Below are 22,231 nucleotides of genomic sequence, written 5' to 3' on the forward strand. Positions count from 1 at the left end.
TGGAACATCGTGACATGCTCATGCGTAACGTACCGGGAAAACTGATTGATGGCCGGGCTTTCGCAGCCGGTATCAGCACCGAAATCGCGCAGGAAGTCAGCACTCTACGTGCCCGGCATCACTGCGTGCCGGGTCTTGCGGTGATCCTGGTGGGGGACGACCCGGCCAGTGACATCTATGTGCGCAGCAAGGTGCGGAAGACCACGGCGGTCGGCATGCGCTCCTTTCCCCATCGCCTGCCTGCCACCACGTCGCAGGGCGTGCTGCTGGACCTGATCGCCATGCTGAACGCGGATGACGACGTGCATGGCATATTGCTACAACTTCCCCTGCCCGCCCGGATCGACGCGAAAACGGTTCTGGACGCCATTGACCCGGCAAAGGATGTCGATGGCTTCCATATCGTCAACGCGGGCAAGCTGAGCGTGGGGCGCGATGACGGGTTCATTCCGTGCACGCCGCTGGGGTGTCTCATGCTGCTCAAGGCCGAACGGGGGGACCTGTCGGGCCTGCATGCGGTGGTGATCGGGTGTTCCAATATTGTCGGTCGCCCCATGGCGCAGCTTCTGTTACGGGAAAGATGCACGGTTGTCGTCACCCATATCAATACCCGCGATGTCGCGGCGGAAACCCGGCGGGCTGATATAGTCATTGTCGCAGCCGGCCATCCCGGCCTTGTACGCGGATCATGGATCAAGCCGGGTGCCACAGTAATTGACGTGGGTATCAACCGTATTCATGATGATACAGGCAGCCATATTGTCGGGGATGTCGCCTTTTCCGAAGTCCATGCTGTGGCGGGCGCCCTGACACCCGTTCCGGGTGGGGTGGGACCGATGACAATCGCCTGCCTGCTGCATAATACGCTGCGCGCGGCACAGGCCGTGATTGAGAATGCGAAAACCTGAACCGGATACTCCTGTCGTGACCTGCCTGGCAGGTTGGCCATGAAATGGGTGATGTGACCGTATCGGGGGACAATGCGGATATGACGAACAGTAGTCTTCCATTCCAGCGACTGCGTTTTGACATGACGGGAACACGTCATCTCTTTATCAGGCAGGATCCCGACTGTGCCCTTCCAGGTGGCGGGATCCCGCCGGTTTTTGCAATCTGGACCGTCAGGCGGCAATGCGACGTACTGCCCGACGAACATTCACCGGAGGGATTTTTCCGTTCCGTTTCCCACATGCTGGAACAGCTTGCCAGCCGCCTGGAAACCGAACGGGTCGGATTGCGGATTTATGCTGCAGGCAGCACCCAGTTCCTGAGCGATGTCGTGCGGGTTGCAGATGGCGCGGGGCTGTCTGCGGGGGAAGTCTTTCTGGACGTGCCCCTTTCCCCTGTCTGTCGGGTCATGTGCATTCACTGCGATACCATGCATGAAAACGTAACCCATGGTGAACTGACCTGTCATGGTTGTCGGGCGGTCCTGTCGGTCCGTACGCATTTTTCCCGTCGCATCGGTGCGTATATGGGGGTGGCCGAAACCGGCATGGGCTGATTGCGCAGTCTGATGACAATTCCGGTTTGATGTTTTGTGCCAGATGAATATCGTTTCTTTATAATAATAAGATGGGCAGGCAATTTCCATAGAAGGCGCGGATCGCATTAATGATAAAAATTGCATGGAACAACACGATATTGCATGCCAGCCCCGGTGATACCGTTGCTGTCGCCCTGTACCGGCATGGTATCGTATCCATCGCCAGCACACGCAAACTGCATGAACCGATGGGATATTCCGGCAGTTACGTAGGCGGTGTGCTTGCGCGCGTCGATGGGCAGCCGAATATTCGCCTTGACCAGCAGCCTGTGCGTGACGGCATGCGGGTGGAAAGCCAGAACCGTTGGCCCGGCGCATCGTGTGACCTTCTGTCCCTTGCCCGCTTCCTGCCGCCGCGATGGGTCTATGGCGGGTTTGAACATGGCCGTTTTACACCCCGGCACGGCAGGGCTTACCTGTTATGGGAAAGGTTGCTGGCGCATCTGGCGGGGGTTGGTCGGCCACCACCACGCCCCCGGTCCGCCAGTGAACGCCCTGCCCGTAAACTGGGTGTTGATGTACTGGTTGCTGGTGGCGGTCCGGCGGGACAGAAGGCCGCGAATGACATTGCCCGTACCGGACGGACGGTTGCCCTTGTTTCCCGCGGCACGACCCTGGGTCGTTATGCACAGGCCATGGGGGTTACGCCACTTGCATTGCATAAGGACATCATTGTCCTTTCGGGTATGGAACTGTGCGGCAGTTATCGTCGCGGCAGCCTTATGATCGCTGCACCGATGGAATATGAAAGCGGCGCTGTGGCGATTGAAGCCGAAAGCCTTGTGCTGGCCACCGGCAAGTCATCCATGCCGCCGATGGTGCGCAACAGCCATCTGCCCGGTGTCATGGATGCTCATACTGCCCTGTTGCTGGGCCATTTTCATGCGGTGCCGGCCGGAAAGGCGATTGCCGTTGTCGGTACTGGCGCAGAAACCATGGTGGCGCAACGCCTGGCGCTTCTGGGTTCGACTGTTGTCTATTGTGGTCATGTCAGCGAACTGACCTGTATCCATGGCCATTCACGGGTAACGGGTATTGATATCGGGAACAGGCGTATACGATGCGATGCCATGGTGCATGCGGGCGCGTGGCGTAGTGATCCCAGCCTGGCGTTTCAGACCGGGGCCGAAGGGGTATTTCAGGTTTCCGATGTCATGTCCGTGGATGCCGATACAAGCTGCGTCGGGTTCTGCCATGAACCGGATCAGGATATTCATGTGCCCGACATGATGGATCCTGCGGTGCGTATCTGCCCATGCATGGATGTGACAGCGGGTGAAGTGACGGACCTGATCGACCGTGCGGTCACGGATCCGGAAATCCTCAAGCGTCTGACATCGTGCGGCATGGGACCCTGTCAGGGATTCCCCTGTTGGGAAAGCATGCTCGCCCTGCTGGCGAAACGGACAGGTCAGCCTGTGGACAGTCTTGTCCGTCCCAGTCACAGGCCCCCCCGCCGCGCCCTTACGGTTGCGCAGGCTGCGGGCCTGTGTGATGTCGTGCAACCATTATGATATGCCCTGCCCTTCCCAAATCCGCATCGGTCGTGATCGTAGGCGGTGGCATGCAGGGATTAAGCTGCGCCATCAACCTCGCGCTGCTGGGCATTCGTGATATTGTCGTGCTGGACGCCGGGTACTGGCAGGGTGGTGCCTCGGGCAGGAATGGCTGCCTGATCCGCCCTGGTTTCGGGGGGCATGACTGGACCCGGCTGTTTGAACTGTCGTGGCGGGAATGGACGACATTGTCGCAAAAACTTGGCCATAATGTCATGTTTACCGAACGTGGTTACACCATGATTGCGGAAACAGGCCAGAGTGCCGATATGCTGCGCAATGCCAGCCAGTTGCACCGCCAGTATGGCATCACATCGGAAATCCTGACCAGTCGCCAGATATCGAAACTGCTGCCTGCCATAAATCAGGAATATGTGACGGCTGCCCTGCACCAGCCCCGCGGGGGCATGGCCCCCCACCATAGCGTGATGAAGGGATATCTGCATGCGTGCGGGGAAAAAGGCATTGAGGTGCGCTATCGGACCGCCATAACGGGGTTTGACATGCATGATCACAGCGTGCGTGGGGTGTATGTCAATGACCACCTGATCCGTTGCGATACGGTCGTTATCGCGGCGGGTCCCCAGTCGCCCGAACTGGCCCGGTACGCACAGGCCGAAATTGATGGCTACATGATGCGCATCGAGGCGATGGCGCTGGAACCCATGCGGCCGCTTATCGGCCCGGCGCTGGCGCTGATCGACAGTCTGGCCTATTTCCACCAGACAGCACGTGGCGAAGTGGTGGGGGGAACTGAAGTGCCCGAAACACCACAGACAAACCTGCGCGCCGATGTGCCGGCCATGGCGGCCATGGCCCGTGTCTATACCCGTCTGTTTCCCCAGCTTGCGGATATACGGATCCTGCGGCAATGGGCCGGGCTGTTACATATCTCATCCGATCTTGCCCCCCTGCTGGGGCAGCATCCACGGGTCCGGGACCTGTGGTTCAGCGCAGGCTGGTCCTATGGCTTTGCCGGTGCCCCGGGGGCCGGACTGCTTATGGCGAAAGCCATTGCGAAGGGACAGGTGGACGAAATCCTGCGGCCATTCGCGCTGGATCGGTTCGAGAAGGGCAATCCCATACAAGAAGCGGGCGTGGTGATGATAAAAAACTGACAGCAGGCATGGCCATGTCTGGATTATCCCCTGTGTTCCGGTATCTTCCCGCAATGGCGTTTCGCCCTGAGCGGTGGCTGCCAGATGCCAGGCAGCCGCTTCCGGCAGGAACCTCCGTAGGCAGGGGCAAAAGCCGGGCATGGGCCGGGTGACGGGTGTGCCCATGGCGTTTTCCACGACATGGGAACGGCTTGGTCATGCCCGGTGCCAGCTTGCCGACCCTTCCCCGCGCGATATTCAGGTCGTCCGGCAACCATTGACGCATCGCGCGGTTGGGTGTGCGTGTGTCGGGATAGGCACTTTCCCCTGCGGACGGAACCCATGTCGAAGCCTGTTCTTGTCGTTGGTGCCGGGCCGGTCGGCCTGACCATGGCTGCCGAGCTTGCACGGTACCACATACCCGTCAGGCTGATCGACAGTACGGCCGCGCGCACCGACCAATCCAGAGCCCTTGCCATCTGGCCACGAACCCTTGAACTGCTGGATGCCGCAGGCTGTGCCGATGCGTTCGCGGCAGGCGGGCTGCATGCACAGGCCGTTAGCATCCGTTCCGGTCATGACGTGCTGGCCCGTATTACATTTGGAGATATTACGTCGCCATTCCGGTATCTGCTGATGATCCCGCAACCGGAAACCGAACGGCTGCTGGAGGCGCATTTCCAGACCCTTGGCGGCATAGTCGAGCGCAATACGGAACTGACGGATTTTGTTGATACCGGGAATGGGGTATCCTGCACCGTCAGGCTGGCTGATGGTAAAAGCACGCGCATGGAGGCTGGCTGGCTGATCGGTTGTGATGGCGCCCATTCCCTTGTCCGCCGCAGGCTCGGGCTGGTATTTGGCGGGGATACGCTGGCAACGGGCTTTATCATTGCTGACGTGCATGTTGTGGGTCTTGCCATGGCCCCGGATGAACTGGCGATCTTCTGGCATCCTGACGGGGCCGTCATGTTCTTCCCGATAATTCCCGGCCGCTACCGCATCATTGCCGATATCGGCACGGTTCCCGCGCATGCACCGGATCTGGCGGCGGTGCAGGCGATTGTGGACCAGCGCGGGCCGGGTGGCGTTATCCTGTCTGATCCGGTGTGGCTGTCGGATTTCAGGGTCAATGAACGCAGGGTGCGCGAGTACCGTGCGGGCCGGGTGTTCGTGGCGGGTGACGCGGCCCATGTCCACAGCCCCGCTGGCGGCCAGGGCATGAATACGGGCATGCAGGATGCCTTCAACCTTGCATGGAAGCTGGCGCTTGTTGAACGGCAGGCGGCCAGCCCGGACCTGCTGGACAGCTACAGTATTGAACGCAGCGCGGTTGCGCGGCAGGTCCTGTCTGATTCGGGGCGCATGACACGGATTGTCCTGCTAAAAAATCCCGTGGCCCGTCTGCTGCGTGGATTGGTCGTGCGGGGAATGTTCCGCATCCCGGTGGTCCGCCACGCCATCGCCAGCCGGTTTTCTGGGGTGACGACCCGTTATGATGATACGCCTCTCAACGGGGGTTCTGCGCGGGAGCTGCGTGGTCCACGGCCAGGGCAGCGGTTTGTCACCGATTGCATCATCGGCGCAGGCGATATGCCCCGTTTTACGCTGGCCGCGCTGGATGATGCCGAAGCCCGCGCCATGATTGCACGTCATGCCCGCGTGCTGGGCCCAGAAATCTGTCGTCCACCGGATGAAAACGGCATCTGGCTGGTGCGGCCTGATGGTTACGTCGCGGCCACCGCGCGTCGGGGGGACTGGCTGGTGATTGATGCCGCCCTGGCCGCCTTGACCCTGCCCTGTCCCGACAGGATACGTGCCTGCCGGTAGTACTACAGCCTATCGGCTGGATATCCATCCAGATAAGAGGGTGTCTGTGGTGCTATCCTGTCTGTAAGATGTTCTGGAATAACGAAAAATTTTTGATGAAGCTTTTTCCAGAAAGATTCAGGAGATACCGCCTTTTAAAAAAGACGGCACCCGAAAAACCTTTATTGTCGCGCCCCGTTATTTATCCACCGGTGTCCCTGGCCGCATTTCATAGGTGGTTTCAACCAGCGGGAACCGTTTGCCCAGATTCTCGCTGGATTTCCGGGTCCATGCGGCGTCCATTTCCTTGCGCTGCATTTCGATGTTCTGTTTGGGTTCAACGTTGCGGTAGGTGTCAATCGTGCCTTCGATTACGCCTATCGTGGTATCGACAACCGGCTTGATGTCAAACTGTTTGTAGGGATAGGCAATGTGTTCATAATCGAACAGGTTGTCCGACTGGCTTTTTCCCCAGCTTTTCCATGAATCGAAGATACGGTCATTAAAACCCGTCAGGAACGGGCCGGGATTGACCGTCGCCACAGCGACACCGAATTCCTGCAGTTCCTTGCCCAGTGCTTCGGCAATCGCCTCGATGGCATGTTTCGATGCGGAATAGGCCCCGGTAAACGGGTCCGAGGTCAGCCCCGCGCATGACGACATGAAAACGATCTTCCCTGCCCTGCGTGTCGCCATGCGTTTTGCAATACCCTGCGTCAGAAGCACCGGGCCGATCACGTTGACCTCGAACTGCCTGCGCAGGTGTTCTTCGGGTATGTCGACCATGGACCCGCCTTCCCCGATGCCTGCGTTATTGAGGATTACGTCAACATCCAGCATGCTGAACCGGGCGCGGTCTGCGGCACTGGTGACATCCAGCTTTTCAACCTGCAATGCCACGCCGCGCTGTTCGGCCTCATGTTCCAGCTGAAAGATCTGGGACGGGATTTCAACACCCGCGATAACTGTCCACTGCCGCGCGGCCAGCCGTAAGGCGATTTCCCTGCCGAATCCCGTTCCAGCGCCGGTAACAAGGATGGTCCTGCTCATGGTATCTTTTCCGTTTCATGCATGGGATTGTCGTGCCGCGCCGCGCGGGGTGCGCGGTGGCCTGTGCATGACGGTTAATGATCCAGTGCGCGGATAGTTTGATAAAAAGCGGGGCACCGGGCCGCCGTCACGGCTCCGGTCCCCTGCCGTTATGGCCATTGTCTGGCCGCAATCCGCGCCTTACCAGCTATAGGTCACTTTCCCGATCACATTGCGGTTCGCGCCGATATAGCAGCCGGTATCGGCACCCGCGCAGCCGGGATAGTACCGCTGGTTCAGCAGGTTCTGCGCCGTGACCTGAAACAGCATGCCCTTCATCCGTGGCGCCACGGCGTCCAGCGCATACTGGGCCTGCGCATCGACCAGCACATAGCTGGGTGTGACATATTCCAGCGTGTTGTCCACCAGCGTATTGCCGTTGTACCGCACGCCCGCGCCGAACCCCAGCCCACGCAGCGGACCGTTGCGCAGGTCATAATGCCCCCAGACCGAGAACGTCTGCTTGGGCACCGCGATCGGGCGTTCCCCCGTCAGGTCGCCACTGCCACGCGTATAGGCCACGTCCTGATAGGTATAGGCCGCGATGATGTTCAGGTTGCGTGTCAGGTCGACATGGGCTTCCAGTTCGATCCCGCGCGAACGGATGCCCCCGGTCTGGGTATAGAAATCGATATGGACCGGGTCGGTGACCAGCACGTTGCTCTGCTTGAGGTCATACAGCGCCAGCGTGAAAAAACCGTTGAAACCGTGCGGCTGGTATTTCAGCCCCACCTCGAACTGCCGCCCCCGGGTCGGCTTGAACGGCGTGCCGTTGAACGACAGGTTGTTCGCGGGCTGGAAGGATTCCGCGTAATGGAAATAGGGTGAAAGCCCGATGGGGAAGGCATACAGGATGCCGCCGCGCCACGTCGTGGCCTGATCCGCCTGGTTGAAGCTGCCGCCACCATCGGTCTGGTCACGGGTATCGATGGTGGACCAGTCGTGGCGCACGCCGCCCTGCACATGCAGCCTGCCCCATGTCATCTGGTCCTCGCCATATATGCCTTCCTGATTGGTGGTGATGCTCTGGGCTTCATACAGGTCCAGCTTGCCAATGCTCTGCCCGTAGGTGGGGGAAAAGACATCCAGCGAAGGGGCATCGCCGTAATACAGGTTGGCGGAATCACGGATGTTCTGCCAGTTGCCGCCAACGATCACGTTGTGCCTGACCGGGCCGGTGCGGAAATGGCCCAGGATCTGTTCTTCCACCGTGATCGTGTCGAAATGCTCCTCCGACCCGTAGGCCGCACGTTCCAGCGTGCGGTTGTCATCATCCAGCATCCCGCCAGAAGATACCTGCTGGAAAAACGCCCCCACATTCGCGTAACGGGCAAACGACTTGAAGGTCCAGTTGGGGGCGATGCGGTAGCTCAGGTGGTAATTGACCGCCGTCTGGGTGCGCTTGTAGGTCTCGAAATTCGGATCGCCGGGATAGAAATGGTCCGAAATCTTGCCGTTCGGGTTGGGCAGGATGGTGCCCTGCAGGGGGGCGGTGTCAAAATTGCCCCCACGCGGGTCACGCTGCCAGAAGGCGGACAGCGTCATGGTCAGCCGGTCATTGGGCGTCCATGACAGGGATGGCAGGACGCCAAAACGTTCGTTGCGGGTGTGTTCGTCCTGCGTGCCGGACGTGGTGGCGGTTGCGGCCACGCGGTACAGCCACTTGCCATCGCGGTCGATCCGCCCGCCGAAATCGGCGGTGCCGCGCACGTAGCCATATGTTCCCCCTTCGACCGAGACGGAGTGGACGGGTGCTGCCGTCGGCTGTTTCGTGGTCAGTACGATCGCCCCGCCGGGATTGGACTGGCCATACAGGACCGATGGCGGGCCCTTGAGGATATCGATGCGGTCCAGCAGGTAGGGGTCGATCTGCTGTGTGGCGTAATAGGCGCCGTTAAACAGGCGCAGGTTGTCAACAAATTCATCCGCGCCCGCGGCCCCCTGAAAGCCACGGATTTCGACCATGTCGAACCGCGTGGTGTAGCCCGAAGCCACATCGCCCGACACACCGGCATTATACCGCAGGGCTTCGGTAATGGTGCGGGCGTTCTGCTGGTCCAGCTGCGCGCGGGTTACGATGGATATGGATTCCGGGGTTTCTATCAGGGGCGTATCAGTCTTGGTGGCGGCACTGGACGCCTTGGGCACCAGCCCTGCGCGGCCAGAGGTGGCGTAAACCGCGATCTGCTCCTCCCGCGCTGCCCTGTGGCCTACGTTTTCCTGCTGTCCTTCCACCCGCACCGGATCAAGCGAAATGGGGGTGGCGGTGCGGATCAGGGCGATGGAATGCGCGCCAGTCCTGCGATAGGTGACGCCCGTGCCGGACAGCAGGCTGGACAACGCCTGTTCCGCGGTCATCTGGCCGGTAGCCGCTCCTGATCGCGCGCCTGCAACCGTGGCGCTGTCAAATGCGATCTGCATGCCCGTCCGCGCACCAAAGGCTGACAGCGCATGGGACAGGGGCTGGGAAGGGATGTCAAAGTGCTCCGTGGGCGCCGACGTGGTGGCGAGGTTTTCCCCGACCGGTGCGGCAGCGGCCGGATGCCCGGCCGCTGCCCACGCAACGAGCATCAGGGCGGAGCAGCCGCCCAGCAGAGTATTGCGGGACTGCCGGATGCCCCTGTGGCGGCACGGCGGAAAAACACACGGCATGGTCTGGTCTCACGGGCGGACGGTTGGCAAAAGATGCAAACGAATTGCATTCGCGTATCTTCATGTCCGTTGAGACGAATTTTTTTTAACGGGGGGCGAACTTTTTTTTGCAAAAAAATGATCAGGCCGCCCATGCCGGGGTGATCAGGGCGCTTTCGGGGCGGCTTCAGCCAGTACGAACCCCGCAGGCAGCGACACCAGCCTGCCCCCATGCAGCGCGCACAGGGCTTCCAGTGCTTCCTTCGGGTGATGCAGGTCATAGATCCCGCCCACCGGCGTGATATCGCGTTCAAGTCCGCGGGTTACGATAATGCCGGGATAGTAGCGTCCCAGCATCTCCACTGCTTCAGACAGGGGGACGCCGTTCAGCACCATCTGGCCCGACCGCCATGCGCCGACATCCTCCGGGTCAACCGCGCTTCGCTGCGCCTGCCCGGTGGTGGAATTTAACGTCCATTGCTGCCCCGCCGTCAGGTGCAGCGCGGGGGTCGACTGGCGCGCCACACTCACGATCCCTTCGCGTACTGCGACAGTCACATGGGGACCGGTGATCCGGATATCGAAGGCGGTGCCGATATCGCGGGCGGTCACGTTGTTGGCCGTCACGGAAAACCCGCGCTGGCTGTCATGCACGACGTTGAAAAACGCCTCGCCCGCCAGCAGCGTCACCCCCCTTTCCTGCCGCGCATAATGCAGGGCGATGGCGGAGTGCCCGGCCAGCGTCACGCTGGACCCGTCGGGCAGGCTGACCGAGCGGGTCTCGCCTGTTTTCGTGTAATAATCAGCCTGCAGACGGACCATCAGATCGGGTGTGGCGAACGCCCCCACACAGGCTGCGGCCGCCACCATGGCGCAGGCCGCCACCCGCCGGGGCCATCGCCGCGTGGCGGCGATGCGTGGCCTGCCTGTGGACGATGTTGCCGGGGTGGCGGGGCGGACATGGTGGGTGGCATTGTCTGCCAGTGCGCCGGTTGCGGCCCATACGCGTTCCATCCTGCGCCACGCCCGGTCATTTCGTGCATCCTGTGCGCGCCATGCCGCGAATTCCGTCTGTAGCGCCCTGTCATGCGGTGCGTCATTCAGGCGGATTTTCCATGCGGCGGCTTCCGCCATGGCCGTATCCGCGCCCTGCGTCGGTCGTGCGCTCATCGGGTTCCACTTCCTTTCGTTCTGCGCCGGAGGCGCTGAACGTGCCCTGCTGAACAGGGACGCGGCAGGGACCTGTTTTTCAACGGCTGGGGGAAAATCTTTACGGCTCCATATCCGGCAGGGCCGTGGCGCAGGCGACCAGCGCATTCTGGATCATTTTGTGAACGCGGGTGGTGGAAACGCCCAGAACGGTTGCGATTTCGTGCAATGTATACCCACTGACGCGATACATCTCAAACGCGCGACGGGTACGTGGCGGCAGGTTGTCCAGCACGCCCGCCACCGTGTGCAGGTCCTGACGGTGCCCGAACTGCGCTTCGGGCGAGACGGACCCCGCCCCCGTATCGGCCAGCAGTGAATGGTCGATCTGGGTCGGCACCTGCCTGCGCGCGGCGCGCAGGTGATCCAGTGCCAGATGCCGCACGATGGTGGTCAGATAGGCCATGGGGTTGAAGACGGTCCCCCGCCGCCGGGCGCTGGCCACCTGAACGAAGGCGTCCTGGACAATATCTTCCGCCTGTGCCCTGCACCCGACCATGGATGTGGCAAGCGAGATGAAGCGCGGTCGGTTTTCCAGATAGGCTTCCAGAAGGTGATCGGTCGACGCCACGGCCTTAAGGTTCCTTGACACAGCATACGCCAGCGCCCCCGTGGCGGGGGTACGTGGTTTCCTGTAGACCGATTTAAGAATGATTATCAATAAAAGAACCGCGCCGTGATGTTTCGATACGTAACATGGAATTGCAGGATATATATGCGAACGCGTCTTATTTTCTCCTATTGCCCGTTGGCAACCGGCGTGCCAAGCCGGGGCACATGGCTGTTCCGACCCTGAAAACCCTGCGCCCGGTCCTTGTGTGCCTGCATCGGTATGTGGGGCTGCTGCTGTCCGGTGTGCTGTTCATCGCGGGGTTGAGCGGTAGTATCAGCGTGTTCCGGGGGGAAATTGACGCGGCCCTCAACCCTGATCTTTTCCACGCGGCCACACCTGGCCGGCCCCTGCCGCTTTCCACCCTGCTGTCACGCGTGCAGGCGCAGCGGCCTGCGGCGCGGGTGACCGCCGTGCTGTATCGTCCCCCGGCGGGACGCGCGGTCGAGGTCTATGCGGCCGAGGCGGCGCCGGGGGCTGCGGAACCGGTTGAAAACCAGATGTTCCTTGATCCCGCTACAGGGCGGATACAGGGCATGCGCCCGTCGGAGGGATGCTGCATCAACCGCCGTGCCCTCATGTCCTTTATCTACCGCATCCACTATTCCCTCGATCTGGGCTGGATCGGCCTGTGGATCATGGGGCTGTCGGCTGTCTTGTGGTCGATTGACTGCGTGGTGGGCCTGATCCTGACATTTCCGCTGCACCAGCCTGTCTGGCGGGCCGGCTTCTGGCGGCGATGGGGTAAAACGTGGACCATTTCCCCTGCCCGTTCATCCATACGCATCGTGTTCGACCTGCACCGCGCCGTCTCGCTATGGCTGTGGGTCGTGCTGCTGGGCATTGCCATAAGTGGGGTAGCGCTGGCGCTGGAAGATCAGGTGTTCAACCCCGTGGTGCGGGCCATCCTGCCAGTGGCCCTGCCGGTGACGGATGGGCCGTCCCCGCCCCGTCCGGTCACGGTTGCGCAGGCCGAACGTCTGGCGGCGGATTTTGTACACGCCCATGGCCGGGCTGAAAAACCGGCCGCCGTGCTGCTGGATCCCGATGGGGGGACTGCCCTGTTCTATCTGTTCAGCAATGACGGGACGGAGCCTGCGGGCCTTGGTAGCCCGATGGTGACCATCGACCTCGCAACCGGGCAGGTCACTGATGGCACTATCCCCGGTCAGGGCAGGCTGGGCAATCTGGTGATGCAGGTGCAGCCGCAATGGCATAGTGGTGAAATTGCCGGGCTGGCCGGTCGTATCGTCATCTGCCTGTCAGGCATTGTGGTCTGCATGCTGACGGTGACGGGTGTCATGATCTGGTGGCGCAAGCGGCGCGCGCACGGTGCGCGCCCCGCCCGCGGGCAGTCATGATTTCTTGCCTTCGTCGGTTTTCCTGACCATCGCGGGCATAAGCAGGCGGGGCTGGCGCGCCCACGCCGCAAGGTCGGTGGCCGACATGGGGCGGGCGAACAGGTAGCCCTGCAGCACATCGCAATGCAGGCTTTCCAGCAGGTCGTACTGGGCTTCCGTTTCCACCCCTTCGGTCACGACCGTCATGCCCAGCCGGTTGCCAATGCCAATCACGGCGGTGGTGACGGCCTGCGCATTCGGGTCGGTTTCAAGGTTCATGATGAAGCTGCGGTCGATCTTGATTTCCGTCAGCGGCAGGCGTGTCAGCCGTGACAGGCTGGAAAAGCCGGTGCCAAAGTCGTCCATGGACAGGCCGACCCCCAGTTTGCGAATGGAGGACAGCACGTTCATCGTCTCCTCGCTTTCCTCCATCATCACGCTTTCGGTTATTTCCACCGTCAGGCGTTCAGGCGCCAGCCCGTATTTTTCCAGCAGTCCCGCGATCATCGGCACAAGGCCACGGTTGTGGAAATGGGCTGCCGACAGGTTGACCGACACGACGGGTATATGCACGCCCTCGCGTTCCCACAGGGTAAGCTGGCGGCAGGCTTCTTCCAGTGACCAGCGGCCGATCGCTTCGATCTGTCCCGTTTCCTCCGCCACGGCAATGAAACGGGAAGGAAAGATGTTGCCAAGGGTGGGATGGTTCCACCGCGCCAGCGCTTCCACGCCATAGATCTCACCCGTGCGGGCCTCGACCTGTGGCTGGTAATGCAGGTTGAGCAGGCCCTTGGACAGGGAATCACGCAGCGCGCTGCCCAGTACCAGCCGGTCCTGCGCATCCTTGCTGTCAATCGTGTTGACCAGGCGGTAGCCGCCGCGCGCTTCCTTCTTGGCCTGCCGCATGGCCACTTCGGCATGGCTGATAAGGGACTCCCCATCCGGCCCGTTTTCGGGGAAGGTCGCGATGCCGGTGCTGAAGGACGCGGAAATCTGGTTTCCCGCCACATCCAGCGGGCGTTCCATGGCCTTGATGATGGTCTTGGTAAAATCGACCGCCATGTCCGGTGTCGCGTTGGGTATGACGATGACAAAATCATCCCCGCCTGCGCGTGAGAGGACGTAATTGCTGCGACACAGCGTTTTCAGCCGTTCGGCAATGACCTTCAGGAACGTATCCCCCTGCACATGGCCCAGCGCGTCATTGATGTCACGGAAGCGGTCAAGGTCCAGCAGCAGTACGGCGAAGCGGTTGTCGCCCGGCTGGCTTATCATGGACTTCAGCACCTTGTGCAGCGACGTGCGGTTGAGGAAGCCGGTCAGCGGGTCATAATTCGCCAGCTGGGAGATATGCTGCCGTGCCTCATACTGCTCGATCACGACGCCGCAGAACGGCACGGCCCCCGACACGATACGTTTGGGCCATTCCGCGACCTTGTGCTGGTTGCGCGAATACAGCGCCAGGATACCGGCGATTTTTCCGTTGGACGCCTTGATGGCCGAAGCCCAGCAGTCATGCAGCCCAAGCGAGATACCGACCGAGCGATAGCTTTCCCACACCACGGAACTGGCTTCATCCAGGTCATTGGCCAGCGCCGCGATATCGGCTTCCGTCAGCGTCATGTGTTCCAGCGCCGTGGCGAAACGGCGCGGCAGGCCCGACCCGGACAGGATCTGCAGGGTATTGTCCGCGGTCAGCAGCATCAGCACGGCGACGGAATTGGGCACGAAATCCTCCACGCCCTGACACACCAGGTCGGCCACATCCTGGATCATCATGTCGCCCGACAGGGAACGGAAGACCGTATTCTGCAGGTCCAGCAGTTTCTTGCGGTGGCTTTCTTCGGTCACACCCTTCATGAAAGCCATGTAATACCGTTTCTTGTCCGCACCGATCAGCGCGGTGGAAATTGACATCTCGGCCGAGACGTAGTCCCCGTTCTTGCTTTCAAACGTGATCTCGCGCGATGTGCCGACAATGCGGTTCATGCCCGTTTCACGGTTATGCGCGATGAAGCCGTCGTGTCTGTCGCGGTATTCCATGGGCACAAGGCATTTGACATTGCGCCCCATGACTTCAGCCGCAGTATAGTCCCACAGTTTTTCCGCTGCCTGGTTGAAAAAGACGATGCAGTTCCTGTCATCAATGATAATGACGCCATCACGCGCCTGCTGCAGCATGTCCATGCAGATATCGGAATTGACGTTTTCGTCCGTCACCGGAAAAACTTCCTTGCCCATATTTGATTCCCTTTTTTATTTTAAATCTGTGTAATGTTGTGATATTATATTTTTTTTTACTTATTCGCCTGCCCTGTACCCATTGCCCCAGTTCGGTGGCGGTCAGGGGGCGGGAAAAAAGAAGGCCCTGCATCACATCGCAATGCAGCTGTTCAAGCAGGGTCTTCTGGGCTTCTGTTTCGACGCCCGCGCTTATCACCGTCATGCCCAGCATGTTGCCCATGCCGACCACAGCCGTTGTCAGGGCCTGCGCGTTGGCGTTGTGTTCAAGGTCCGTGATGAAACTGTGGTCGATCCTGATTTCGCTCAGCGGCAGGCGTGCAAGGCGCGACAGGCTGGAAAACCCCGTGCCAAAATCATCCATGGACAGGCCAACGCCAAGCGTGCGGATGGCGCGCAGGGCCGCCATCGTATCCGCATTTTTATCCATCGCGACATTTTCGGTCATTTCCACCGTCAGGCGCTGCGGCGCAAGCTGGTAGGTTTCCAGCATGCGGACAATCATTTCCGGCAGCTGGCGCTTGCGCAGCAGTCCGGCGGACAGGCTGACCGCCACAGTAGGCACATGGATGGCGTCATGGTCCCATGCAACGATCTGTCGACACGCTTTCTCCAGCGCCCAGATGCCGATGGTGTCGATCTGGCCGGTATCTTCCGCAACCGCCATGAAACGGGCGGGAAAGATGTCACCCAGATGCGGATGGTGCCATCGCGCCAGTGCCTCCACACCATAAAGCTGCCCCGAGCGCGCCATGACCTGCGGCTGGTAACGCAGGTGCAGCAGGCCGCGGTCCAGCGTTTCACGCAGGGGGACGCCCGGTAGCAGCCGGTCGCGGGCGGTACCCTGCAGCACCGGTGTCGCGATACGGTACGTGCCGCGTGCGTCTTTCTTGACCCGCCGCATGGCGGTTTCCGCCAGCCCGATCAGGGATTCACTGTCCGGTCCCGTATCGGGAAACATGCTGATGCCCACGCTGAAGGAGGGCACGATATAATTGTCATTTATTTCAACAGGCTGCGTCAGCCCCTGCAACATGTTTGCCGCGAATGCGACAGCGGTGTCGTGCTGCGTGTCGGGCAGTACGATGATGAATTCATCAGCACTGGACCGGCTGAGGACATAGCCGACGGGGCTGAGCGCGCGCATGCGGGCGGCCAGTGCCTGCAGGAACAGGTCGCCGTTGGCATGCCCCAGGGCTTCATTGATGTCGCGGAACCGGTCGATATTGAGCAGCAGTACAGCAAACTGGTTATCCCCCGGTTGTCCCACCAGTTTTTCAAGGACACCCTGCACGGCCGAGCGGTTGAGGAAGCCGGTCAGCGGATCATAGCTGGCCAGTCGCGCGATATGCTGGCGGGCCTCATGTTGTTCGATCACCACACCGCAGAATGGCAGGCAGCCGTTTACGATCCTGTCCGGCCCATCGGTCCCCTGACGGGGGTTGCGTGAAAACAGGGCGAAAATACCCTTTACCGTCCCCTCTGGCGATATGATGGCCGAGGCACGGCAGTGATGCAGCCCAAGCGAGCGACCCAGCGAGGAATAGCTTTTCCATACCATAGTCCCCGCCTGTGCCGGGTCGTGGGCCAGGGTTGCGATATCGCTGTCCGACAGGGTGATGTTTTCCAGTGCCGCGGCATACCGCCGGGGGAAACTGGCGCCCGACAGGATACGCAGGCGGTGGCCCTTTTCCACCAGCATCAGCACGGCGACGGTGTCGGGTACGAAAGTCTCCGTTTCGCGGCAGATCAGGTCGGCAATGTCATGCACCGTCATATCGGTAGAAAGGGCGCGGAAGACCGTGTTCTGCAGGGCCTGCAGGTTTCTGCGATGGCTTTCTTCGGGCATGCCCTTGATGGTGGCCAGGTAGTATTTGCGCCCATCGGGCTGCAGTGTGATCATGGACAGGGCCAGCTCGCCCGCCACGTAATCCCCTGCCCGGTTTTCAAACCTGATCTCACGCGATGTGCCGATAATGGTATTGATGCCGGTGCGGCGGTTGCGGTCGACAAAGGCGTCGTGTTCGTCACGCATGCCAGCGGGCAGGAGCATGCTGACATTATGCCCGATTACCTCGGGCTGGCTGTAGCCCCACAGCTTTTCGGCCGCCGCGTTGAAAAAGACGATCCGGTTATGTTCATCGATCACCACAACGCCATCACTGGCACCATGCATGACCTGTAACGCACTCGTTCCGGAAAGGGAATGATTGCGGTGGGAGAAGTACGATGTGTTCTGCTTCATGTCCATGACTGTCTGCTGACGATACCGGGACGTCTTATTTTTTTATGGTAATACAGATTTCTTTTTTGTCCCTGGATTGGTAATGGCGGATGTACAGGTTGGTAAAATCGTTATCGCCTGCAATATATTGGCTGTTGTCTTCAGTCAGGCCACAGACATTGCCCCGCAGCCTGACCACCGCCCATGCATTGCAGTCCAGCGTGGTCGGTGCGCCGCTCAGCAGGCCGATCAGGGTGATGTCCGTGCCGACATCGTACGTGACGGTCAGGCGGGTGACATCCCTGAACACGATGGATACGGCAGTGCTGTCGGCTTCGTCATTCAGGGTAAGGTCAACCAGCAGCAGTCCGGGATCGGCTGATTTCGGGCCGAAGACCAGCCTGCCCCCACCTGTTGCCGCCGTGATGCGCACCCACAGGACATGGAGCGCGCCCGTGCTTTCGAATTCCATCGTGCCGCCGCGCAGGACGTAGTCACGCTGGCAGGTCCGGGCAATATCAATCAGCGATTTACGCAGTAATGCGCCGGTGCCTATGACAGGTCGTTCCGAAATACCTGGATTACCGCCAAACATGGAGGCGTCGCGCGCGACTTCCATGAGGGTGTGCCGCAGGACAAAAAAACCACCACGAATTTCCTGATCCAACTGCGTGCCGGGCAGGTCATGCAGTCTGTCTGTTCGGCGGCCCATAAAACCTGAATCCCACTTCGCAAAAGTCTGAGTGTTTTGATAAGTGGTATTCCAAATACTATTTACTACTCATTAACGCAACATATTTCGACACATATGAATAAACGCGTTTTTAATTGAATGCTGGGAATATATTCCTTAACACTGCACTATGTTGTATAAAAAGAAAGCGGACTTATGCCGTGTCGCCATATAGTACCTGTTCAGTCTGCCTCTTTTTTGACTACATAGCCGATTGAAATTTAATTCTGATTTGATGATAGAATGCTGATCGGTTATGCGCGTGTTAGTACGGATGAATGTACCCTTGACGTTCAAGTGTGGCATTTACATGACACGGGCTGTGAAGTGATCTACGAAGATTCCCTTCTGGAGGATGAGAAGGTGCGGCCAGCGCTGCGCCGTCTCCTGCAGGAAGTGGAAAAAGGCGATATCGTAACCGTGTATCGGCTCGACCGCCTTGCGCGTTCGACACAGCACCTGCTGGAAATCGCGGAATGCCTGCGGCAGAAGGATGTCGGCCTTCGGTCCATCAGTGAACCGTGGCTGGATACAACGTTACCCGAAGGCCGCATTGTCATGACGGTATTCGCGGGGATCGCTGATTTTGAACGGGCCCTGATCCGTGAACGCACGGCGATCGGCCGTCAGAATGCCCGTCAGCGCGGCATACATATGGGACGCCCCGCCAAGCTGGGACCGGCGGAAAATGTACGGATATATGAAATGGTTACGCGGGATGGCCTGTCCGTTGCGGAGGTTGCCGAGCGGTTCAACGTACACAAGGCGACCATTTACCGCATAATTTCCAAATGCCGAAGCAAGAAAAGATGAATTTTATATTCATGTTTTATTGAGCGGATGGCATGTACGGTAGATCAATTGCCATCAAAAATCTGCGCATGACCGCAATGGGGCTGGTTGTCCTGCCCGACGCCGACTGGAATCCGGTCCACATGCAAGCAGGCCGCCTGGTCGCACGGGCAAATAGCCCTTTGCAAAAATTCATCCGTTGAGGTCTCGTGGAAACTATAAAGTGTTTTTGGTGCAGCTTTTTTCCAGAAAGCTTCAGGTAATGCCGCCTTTTTGAAAAAAGACGACACCCGGAAACTTTTATTTTCATTGCCCTGCCCTCTCGGTCTGCCGTGTGCCTGCGGGCCCGGTCCGTAAGGTCAGGGAATATAACGCTCGGCCCGTAGGCGTTCGAACAGGTCGAAGAAGGAATCTGGTGTGTACTGATAACCGGTGAAGCCCAGCCTGCGGCTCAGGCTCATATCGGTCACGCATTCGACGGGGCGGCCGAGGTCGGCATCAGTATGCCATGGCGACGCAAGCTGGCCCAGTGCAGCCTCCCGCAGGCCATGGCGCTGCGCGATATCGGCCCACTGCGCGCCCCGGTTCGCCAGCATGTGTTCCAGCGACGTAGCATGGCCGGGATAGGGGGCTGCATCGATACCGAACCAGGCGGCCAGTTCCCCCCACAGCCATTTCCAGCGGAATACGTCGCCATTGACGACATTGAACGCCCTGTTGCGCCCGGCAGGGCTGGTGGCCGCCCACACGATCTGGCTTGCAAGCTGGCGGGCGTCGGTTACGTCCGTCAGGCTTTCCCACTGCACGGGCGACCCGGGAAAGACGAAGGGCAGCCCCGTCTCGCGGCACAGCGTGGCATAGGCCGCCAGCGTCGTGCCCATGTTCATGAGATTGCCGATCGCATACCCGATGACCGTATGCGGACGGTGGACCGTCCATGCAATGCCCAGCCGGTCCGCGGCTTCGAACAGGACATCTTCCTGACTGTAGTAGAAATTCTCCGCCGCCAGCCGTGGCATGGTTTCTCGGAATGGCGTCTGTGGCGGATTGCCCTGTGCATAGGCCTCGAACGGGCCCAGGTAGTGTTTCAGTCCTGTAACAAGGCTGGCATGGGCCAGCGCGTGTGGTCGTGGCAGGGCGGCAAACACGTTGTGCAGCATCGCGCTGTTGGCGACACAGTTTTCACGCTCGCTTTCACGGCGGGTCCATGTGGTGAAAAACACATGCGTCGGCACAATCCCCGCCAGCGCCGCGCGCAGGCTGTCGGGGTCCAGCGCGTCGGCCGCGACGGGAATGATGGTACCGGGCAGGTTTGCCGTCCGCCGCGCAAGACCGTAGACACTCCAGCCCTCCGCGACCAGGCGGTTGGCAAGGTTCTGGCCGACGATACCGGTCGCGCCGATGATAAGCGCCCTGTGGGACATTATGTTCCTCCATGGATGGGGTTGTGGGCTTCACACGGTGTTGGGAAACACCATAAAAGACAATCCGGCACCTTTCTGTGCCCTGGTTACCTGAACGTTCCCGTGAGCCTGCCCATGGATATCGCCCCCCTGCCCGACGTCTACCGCCATGCGCCCTTTGCACAGGACTGCGCACCGCGTCGTCTGCTGCGCCTGTTTTCGGGCAAATGGACCACCATGATCGTGCATACGCTGCACCTTACGGGCGGCACGTCGCGGCCGGGGCAGTTGCAACGCGCCCTGCCCGGCCTGTCGAAAAAGATGATGACCCAGACCCTGCGTGACCTTGAACGGATGGGGCTGGTGGAACGCGAGATCATGCAGGTCATGCCGCCGGTGGTCGAATACCGGCTGACACAACTGGGGCAGCGGTTTGTCGAACCACTGGAGATGCTCTACCGCTGGGGGGCGCAGCACGCGGCGCTGCTGGATCAGGTGGACCGCAACATGGCAACGGCGGATGACGTGCGCAACGCATCCTGACGGGGCATTCACGCCGCCAGCAGGCCGTGGGGGTCAAGGACGAATTTTTTCGCAGCCCCCTGGTCGAAATCACGGTATCCCTGCGGCGCGTCCTCCAGCGGGATGACCGTTGCATTGACAATATCCGCAATGGGCAGCCGCCCGTGCAGGATGGCGTTCATAAGACGTGCGTTGTAGCGCAGCACCGGCGTCTGGCCGGTATGGAATTCAAGGCTTTTGGCCCATCCCTGGCCGAAGCGCAGGATCAGGTTGCCCGTCTTTGCCGCTTCATCCGCCCCGCCAGGGTCTTCGGTGACATACAGCCCCGGTATCCCGACCGATCCTGCCGGCCGGGTTACCTCCATGGCCTGATTCAGCACGATGGCGGGTTTGGCCCCGCCGCCATATCCCTTTGCCTCGAAGCCGACCGCGTCAATGAAGCTGTCGACCTCCGGCGTGCCGGCAATCTGGGCCACCATTTCCCCCAGCCGGTCATGCTGGCGCAGGTCGACCGGTTCGAACCCCACCTTGCGGGCATGGGTCAGACGTTCTTCATTCAGGTCGCCCACCATGACTACCGCAGCCCCCAGAATGCGTGCGGATGCCGCCGCTGCCATGCCAACCGGCCCCGCGCCCGCGACATACACGACCGACCCCACGCCCACCCGCGCCGTCACGGCCCCATGGAAGCCGGTGGGCAGGATATCGGTCAGCATGGTCAGGTCGCGGATACGCTCCATCGCCATTGACCGGTCCGCAAAGCGCAGCAGGTTGAAATCGGCATAGGGCACCATGACATATTTCGCCTGCCCCCCGATCCAGCCACCCATGTCAACATAACCATACGCGCCGCCCGCCCGGCCGGGATTGACCGTCAGGCACACCCCAGTGTCCCCTTCACGGCAGCACCGGCACCGTCCGCAGGCGACGTTGAAGGGGACCGAGACCAGATCTCCCTTGCGGACCATTTCGACATCGCTGCCGCATTCAATGACCTCACCGGTAATCTCATGACCCAGCACCATGCCCCTGGGTGCCGTGGTGCGGCCGCGCACCATATGCTGGTCCGATCCGCATATGTTGGTTGAAACCACCTTCAGGATGACGCCATGTGTGATCCGGCGGCCCGCTGGCGTTTCCATTTTCGGGTCGGCGATATCCTGCACTTCCACATGTTCTGGCCCAAGATAGACCACACCGCGATTTGTGCTCATTGTTCTGCTCCCTGTCTGCGGGATATGACGCGTAATGTTGCGACTATTTATGGATGTGCAAATAATCGCGTGTCCTGCGTTCATATATGTCCGGGTTCAGGTAACGCTGGTCCTGCTGGCGGGTTTTGTATCTTTACAGGTTCCATATTTACGGATCGGTATAATCCGCTGGCCGCAGCATGGCAGCCGATGACAAATAAAGAAGTTTTTGGTGA

General features: G+C 60.3%; 18 protein-coding genes. 8 read left to right on the plus strand and 10 right to left on the minus strand.

The genetic code is table 11. The annotated features are described in order from the left end of the window. The first annotated feature begins 14 nt into the window (after nucleotides 1-14). The 5 genes from MSKU9_RS03645 to MSKU9_RS03665 all read left to right on the plus strand — a co-directional run bounded on the left by MSKU9_RS03645 (nucleotide 15) and on the right by MSKU9_RS03665 (nucleotide 6,029). Nucleotides 15-908 (plus strand): bifunctional 5,10-methylenetetrahydrofolate dehydrogenase/5,10-methenyltetrahydrofolate cyclohydrolase, encoded by an 894-nt coding sequence (locus tag MSKU9_RS03645; RefSeq protein WP_141259980.1) that lies wholly within the window; start codon nucleotides 15-17, stop codon nucleotides 906-908. Between the two features lie 122 nt (nucleotides 909-1,030). Beyond that, on the plus strand, nucleotides 1,031-1,504 hold the full coding sequence (locus MSKU9_RS03650; protein WP_141259981.1) for a dimethylamine monooxygenase subunit DmmA family protein: 474 nt from the start codon (nucleotides 1,031-1,033) through the stop codon (nucleotides 1,502-1,504). Between the two features lie 110 nt (nucleotides 1,505-1,614). Further along, nucleotides 1,615-3,060, plus strand: coding sequence for a 2Fe-2S iron-sulfur cluster-binding protein (locus MSKU9_RS03655; protein WP_141259982.1), 1,446 nt, complete (start codon nucleotides 1,615-1,617; stop codon nucleotides 3,058-3,060). Further along, on the plus strand, nucleotides 3,057-4,220 hold the full coding sequence (locus MSKU9_RS03660) for an NAD(P)/FAD-dependent oxidoreductase (protein ID WP_141259983.1): 1,164 nt from the start codon (nucleotides 3,057-3,059) through the stop codon (nucleotides 4,218-4,220). Before MSKU9_RS03655 ends, MSKU9_RS03660 begins: the two co-directional genes overlap by 4 nt. Before the next feature lie 321 nt (nucleotides 4,221-4,541). Continuing rightward, nucleotides 4,542-6,029 carry an FAD-dependent monooxygenase gene (locus tag MSKU9_RS03665; protein ID WP_141259984.1) on the plus strand — a complete coding sequence of 496 codons (1,488 nt, stop codon included), beginning with the start codon at nucleotides 4,542-4,544 and terminating at the stop codon, nucleotides 6,027-6,029. A gap of 177 nt (nucleotides 6,030-6,206) precedes the next feature. Here the strand turns inward: MSKU9_RS03665 and MSKU9_RS03670 are convergent, their stop codons facing one another. The 4 genes from MSKU9_RS03670 to MSKU9_RS03685 form a co-directional block, all read right to left on the minus strand. Beyond that, nucleotides 6,207-7,058 carry an SDR family oxidoreductase gene (locus tag MSKU9_RS03670; RefSeq protein ID WP_141259985.1) on the minus strand — a complete coding sequence of 284 codons (852 nt, stop codon included), beginning with the start codon at nucleotides 7,056-7,058 and terminating at the stop codon, nucleotides 6,207-6,209. Nucleotides 7,059-7,238: 180 nt separating this feature from the next. Then, nucleotides 7,239-9,749: a TonB-dependent siderophore receptor gene (locus tag MSKU9_RS03675; protein ID WP_141259986.1), complete on the minus strand. Its 2,511-nt coding sequence runs from the start codon at nucleotides 9,747-9,749 to the stop codon at nucleotides 7,239-7,241. 144 nt (nucleotides 9,750-9,893) lie between these two features. Then, complete coding sequence (locus MSKU9_RS03680; RefSeq protein ID WP_162515718.1) at nucleotides 9,894-10,898, minus strand: FecR family protein; 1,005 nt, start codon at nucleotides 10,896-10,898, stop codon at nucleotides 9,894-9,896. 100 nt (nucleotides 10,899-10,998) lie between these two features. Beyond that, a complete protein-coding gene (locus MSKU9_RS03685; protein WP_141259988.1) occupies nucleotides 10,999-11,508 on the minus strand; it encodes a sigma-70 family RNA polymerase sigma factor in 510 nt (169 codons plus the stop codon). Between the two features lie 206 nt (nucleotides 11,509-11,714). Between MSKU9_RS03685 and MSKU9_RS03690 the strand changes: the two genes are divergently transcribed. Then, nucleotides 11,715-12,908 (plus strand): PepSY-associated TM helix domain-containing protein, encoded by a 1,194-nt coding sequence (locus MSKU9_RS03690; RefSeq protein WP_162515719.1) that lies wholly within the window; start codon nucleotides 11,715-11,717, stop codon nucleotides 12,906-12,908. Here the strand turns inward: MSKU9_RS03690 and MSKU9_RS03695 are convergent. The 3 genes from MSKU9_RS03695 to MSKU9_RS03705 are packed head-to-tail and all read right to left on the minus strand — an operon-like array spanning nucleotide 12,903 to nucleotide 18,064. Continuing rightward, entirely contained in the window at nucleotides 12,903-15,128 is a 2,226-nt protein-coding gene (locus MSKU9_RS03695) for an EAL domain-containing protein (protein WP_141259990.1), read from the minus strand. The genes MSKU9_RS03690 and MSKU9_RS03695 overlap by 6 nt on opposite strands. After that, the gene (locus MSKU9_RS03700) at nucleotides 15,049-17,373 is read right to left on the minus strand and encodes an EAL domain-containing protein (RefSeq protein WP_162853798.1); all 2,325 of its coding nucleotides are present in this window, start codon (nucleotides 17,371-17,373) and stop codon (nucleotides 15,049-15,051) included. Before MSKU9_RS03700 ends, MSKU9_RS03695 begins: the two co-directional genes overlap by 80 nt. A gap of 34 nt (nucleotides 17,374-17,407) precedes the next feature. After that, entirely contained in the window at nucleotides 17,408-18,064 is a 657-nt protein-coding gene (locus MSKU9_RS03705) for a hypothetical protein (RefSeq protein ID WP_141259992.1), read from the minus strand. Nucleotides 18,065-18,328: 264 nt separating this feature from the next. Between MSKU9_RS03705 and MSKU9_RS03710 the strand changes: the two genes are divergently transcribed. Further along, nucleotides 18,329-18,898 carry a recombinase family protein gene (locus MSKU9_RS03710; protein ID WP_141259993.1) on the plus strand — a complete coding sequence of 190 codons (570 nt, stop codon included), beginning with the start codon at nucleotides 18,329-18,331 and terminating at the stop codon, nucleotides 18,896-18,898. A gap of 44 nt (nucleotides 18,899-18,942) precedes the next feature. Here MSKU9_RS03710 and MSKU9_RS03715 read toward each other — a convergent pair whose 3' ends face one another. Continuing rightward, nucleotides 18,943-19,167: a hypothetical protein gene (locus tag MSKU9_RS03715; protein ID WP_141259994.1), complete on the minus strand. Its 225-nt coding sequence runs from the start codon at nucleotides 19,165-19,167 to the stop codon at nucleotides 18,943-18,945. Nucleotides 19,168-19,236: 69 nt separating this feature from the next. Next, nucleotides 19,237-20,301 carry an SDR family oxidoreductase gene (locus MSKU9_RS03720; RefSeq protein WP_141259995.1) on the minus strand — a complete coding sequence of 355 codons (1,065 nt, stop codon included), beginning with the start codon at nucleotides 20,299-20,301 and terminating at the stop codon, nucleotides 19,237-19,239. Between the two features lie 114 nt (nucleotides 20,302-20,415). On the opposite strand from MSKU9_RS03720, the gene MSKU9_RS03725 reads away from it, so the two are divergent. Beyond that, complete coding sequence (locus MSKU9_RS03725) at nucleotides 20,416-20,823, plus strand: winged helix-turn-helix transcriptional regulator (protein WP_193557628.1); 408 nt, start codon at nucleotides 20,416-20,418, stop codon at nucleotides 20,821-20,823. Nucleotides 20,824-20,831: 8 nt separating this feature from the next. On the opposite strand, the gene fdhA is transcribed toward MSKU9_RS03725, so the two are convergent. Then, nucleotides 20,832-22,016, minus strand: a complete 1,185-nt coding sequence (gene fdhA / locus MSKU9_RS03730; RefSeq protein ID WP_141259997.1) for a formaldehyde dehydrogenase, glutathione-independent — start codon at nucleotides 22,014-22,016, stop codon at nucleotides 20,832-20,834. Between the last annotated feature and the right edge of the window lie 215 nt (nucleotides 22,017-22,231).

Origin of the sequence: Komagataeibacter diospyri, from assembly GCF_006538165.1 — a bacterium.
Classification (GTDB): Bacteria; Pseudomonadota; Alphaproteobacteria; order Acetobacterales; family Acetobacteraceae; genus Komagataeibacter; species Komagataeibacter diospyri.

What these genes read in the sequence shown, in the direction of transcription:
- MSKU9_RS03680 (WP_162515718.1), bottom strand. Translation starts at nt 10,898, where the DNA reads ATGAGCGCACGACCGACGCAGGGCGCGGATACGGCCATGGCGGAAGCC.
- MSKU9_RS03655 (WP_141259982.1), top strand. Translation starts at nt 1,615, where the DNA reads ATGATAAAAATTGCATGGAACAACACGATATTGCATGCCAGCCCCGGT.
- MSKU9_RS03725 (WP_193557628.1), top strand. Translation starts at nt 20,416, where the DNA reads ATGGATATCGCCCCCCTGCCCGACGTCTACCGCCATGCGCCCTTTGCA.
- MSKU9_RS03710 (WP_141259993.1), top strand. Translation starts at nt 18,329, where the DNA reads ATGCTGATCGGTTATGCGCGTGTTAGTACGGATGAATGTACCCTTGAC.
- MSKU9_RS03695 (WP_141259990.1), bottom strand. Translation starts at nt 15,128, where the DNA reads ATGGGCAAGGAAGTTTTTCCGGTGACGGACGAAAACGTCAATTCCGAT.
- MSKU9_RS03720 (WP_141259995.1), bottom strand. Translation starts at nt 20,301, where the DNA reads ATGTCCCACAGGGCGCTTATCATCGGCGCGACCGGTATCGTCGGCCAG.
- MSKU9_RS03665 (WP_141259984.1), top strand. Translation starts at nt 4,542, where the DNA reads ATGTCGAAGCCTGTTCTTGTCGTTGGTGCCGGGCCGGTCGGCCTGACC.
- fdhA (WP_141259997.1), bottom strand. Translation starts at nt 22,016, where the DNA reads ATGAGCACAAATCGCGGTGTGGTCTATCTTGGGCCAGAACATGTGGAA.
- MSKU9_RS03670 (WP_141259985.1), bottom strand. Translation starts at nt 7,058, where the DNA reads ATGAGCAGGACCATCCTTGTTACCGGCGCTGGAACGGGATTCGGCAGG.
- MSKU9_RS03650 (WP_141259981.1), top strand. Translation starts at nt 1,031, where the DNA reads ATGACGGGAACACGTCATCTCTTTATCAGGCAGGATCCCGACTGTGCC.
- MSKU9_RS03645 (WP_141259980.1), top strand. Translation starts at nt 15, where the DNA reads ATGCTCATGCGTAACGTACCGGGAAAACTGATTGATGGCCGGGCTTTC.
- MSKU9_RS03660 (WP_141259983.1), top strand. Translation starts at nt 3,057, where the DNA reads ATGATATGCCCTGCCCTTCCCAAATCCGCATCGGTCGTGATCGTAGGC.
- MSKU9_RS03675 (WP_141259986.1), bottom strand. Translation starts at nt 9,749, where the DNA reads ATGCCGTGTGTTTTTCCGCCGTGCCGCCACAGGGGCATCCGGCAGTCC.
- MSKU9_RS03690 (WP_162515719.1), top strand. Translation starts at nt 11,715, where the DNA reads ATGGCTGTTCCGACCCTGAAAACCCTGCGCCCGGTCCTTGTGTGCCTG.
- MSKU9_RS03700 (WP_162853798.1), bottom strand. Translation starts at nt 17,373, where the DNA reads ATGAAGCAGAACACATCGTACTTCTCCCACCGCAATCATTCCCTTTCC.
- MSKU9_RS03705 (WP_141259992.1), bottom strand. Translation starts at nt 18,064, where the DNA reads ATGGGCCGCCGAACAGACAGACTGCATGACCTGCCCGGCACGCAGTTG.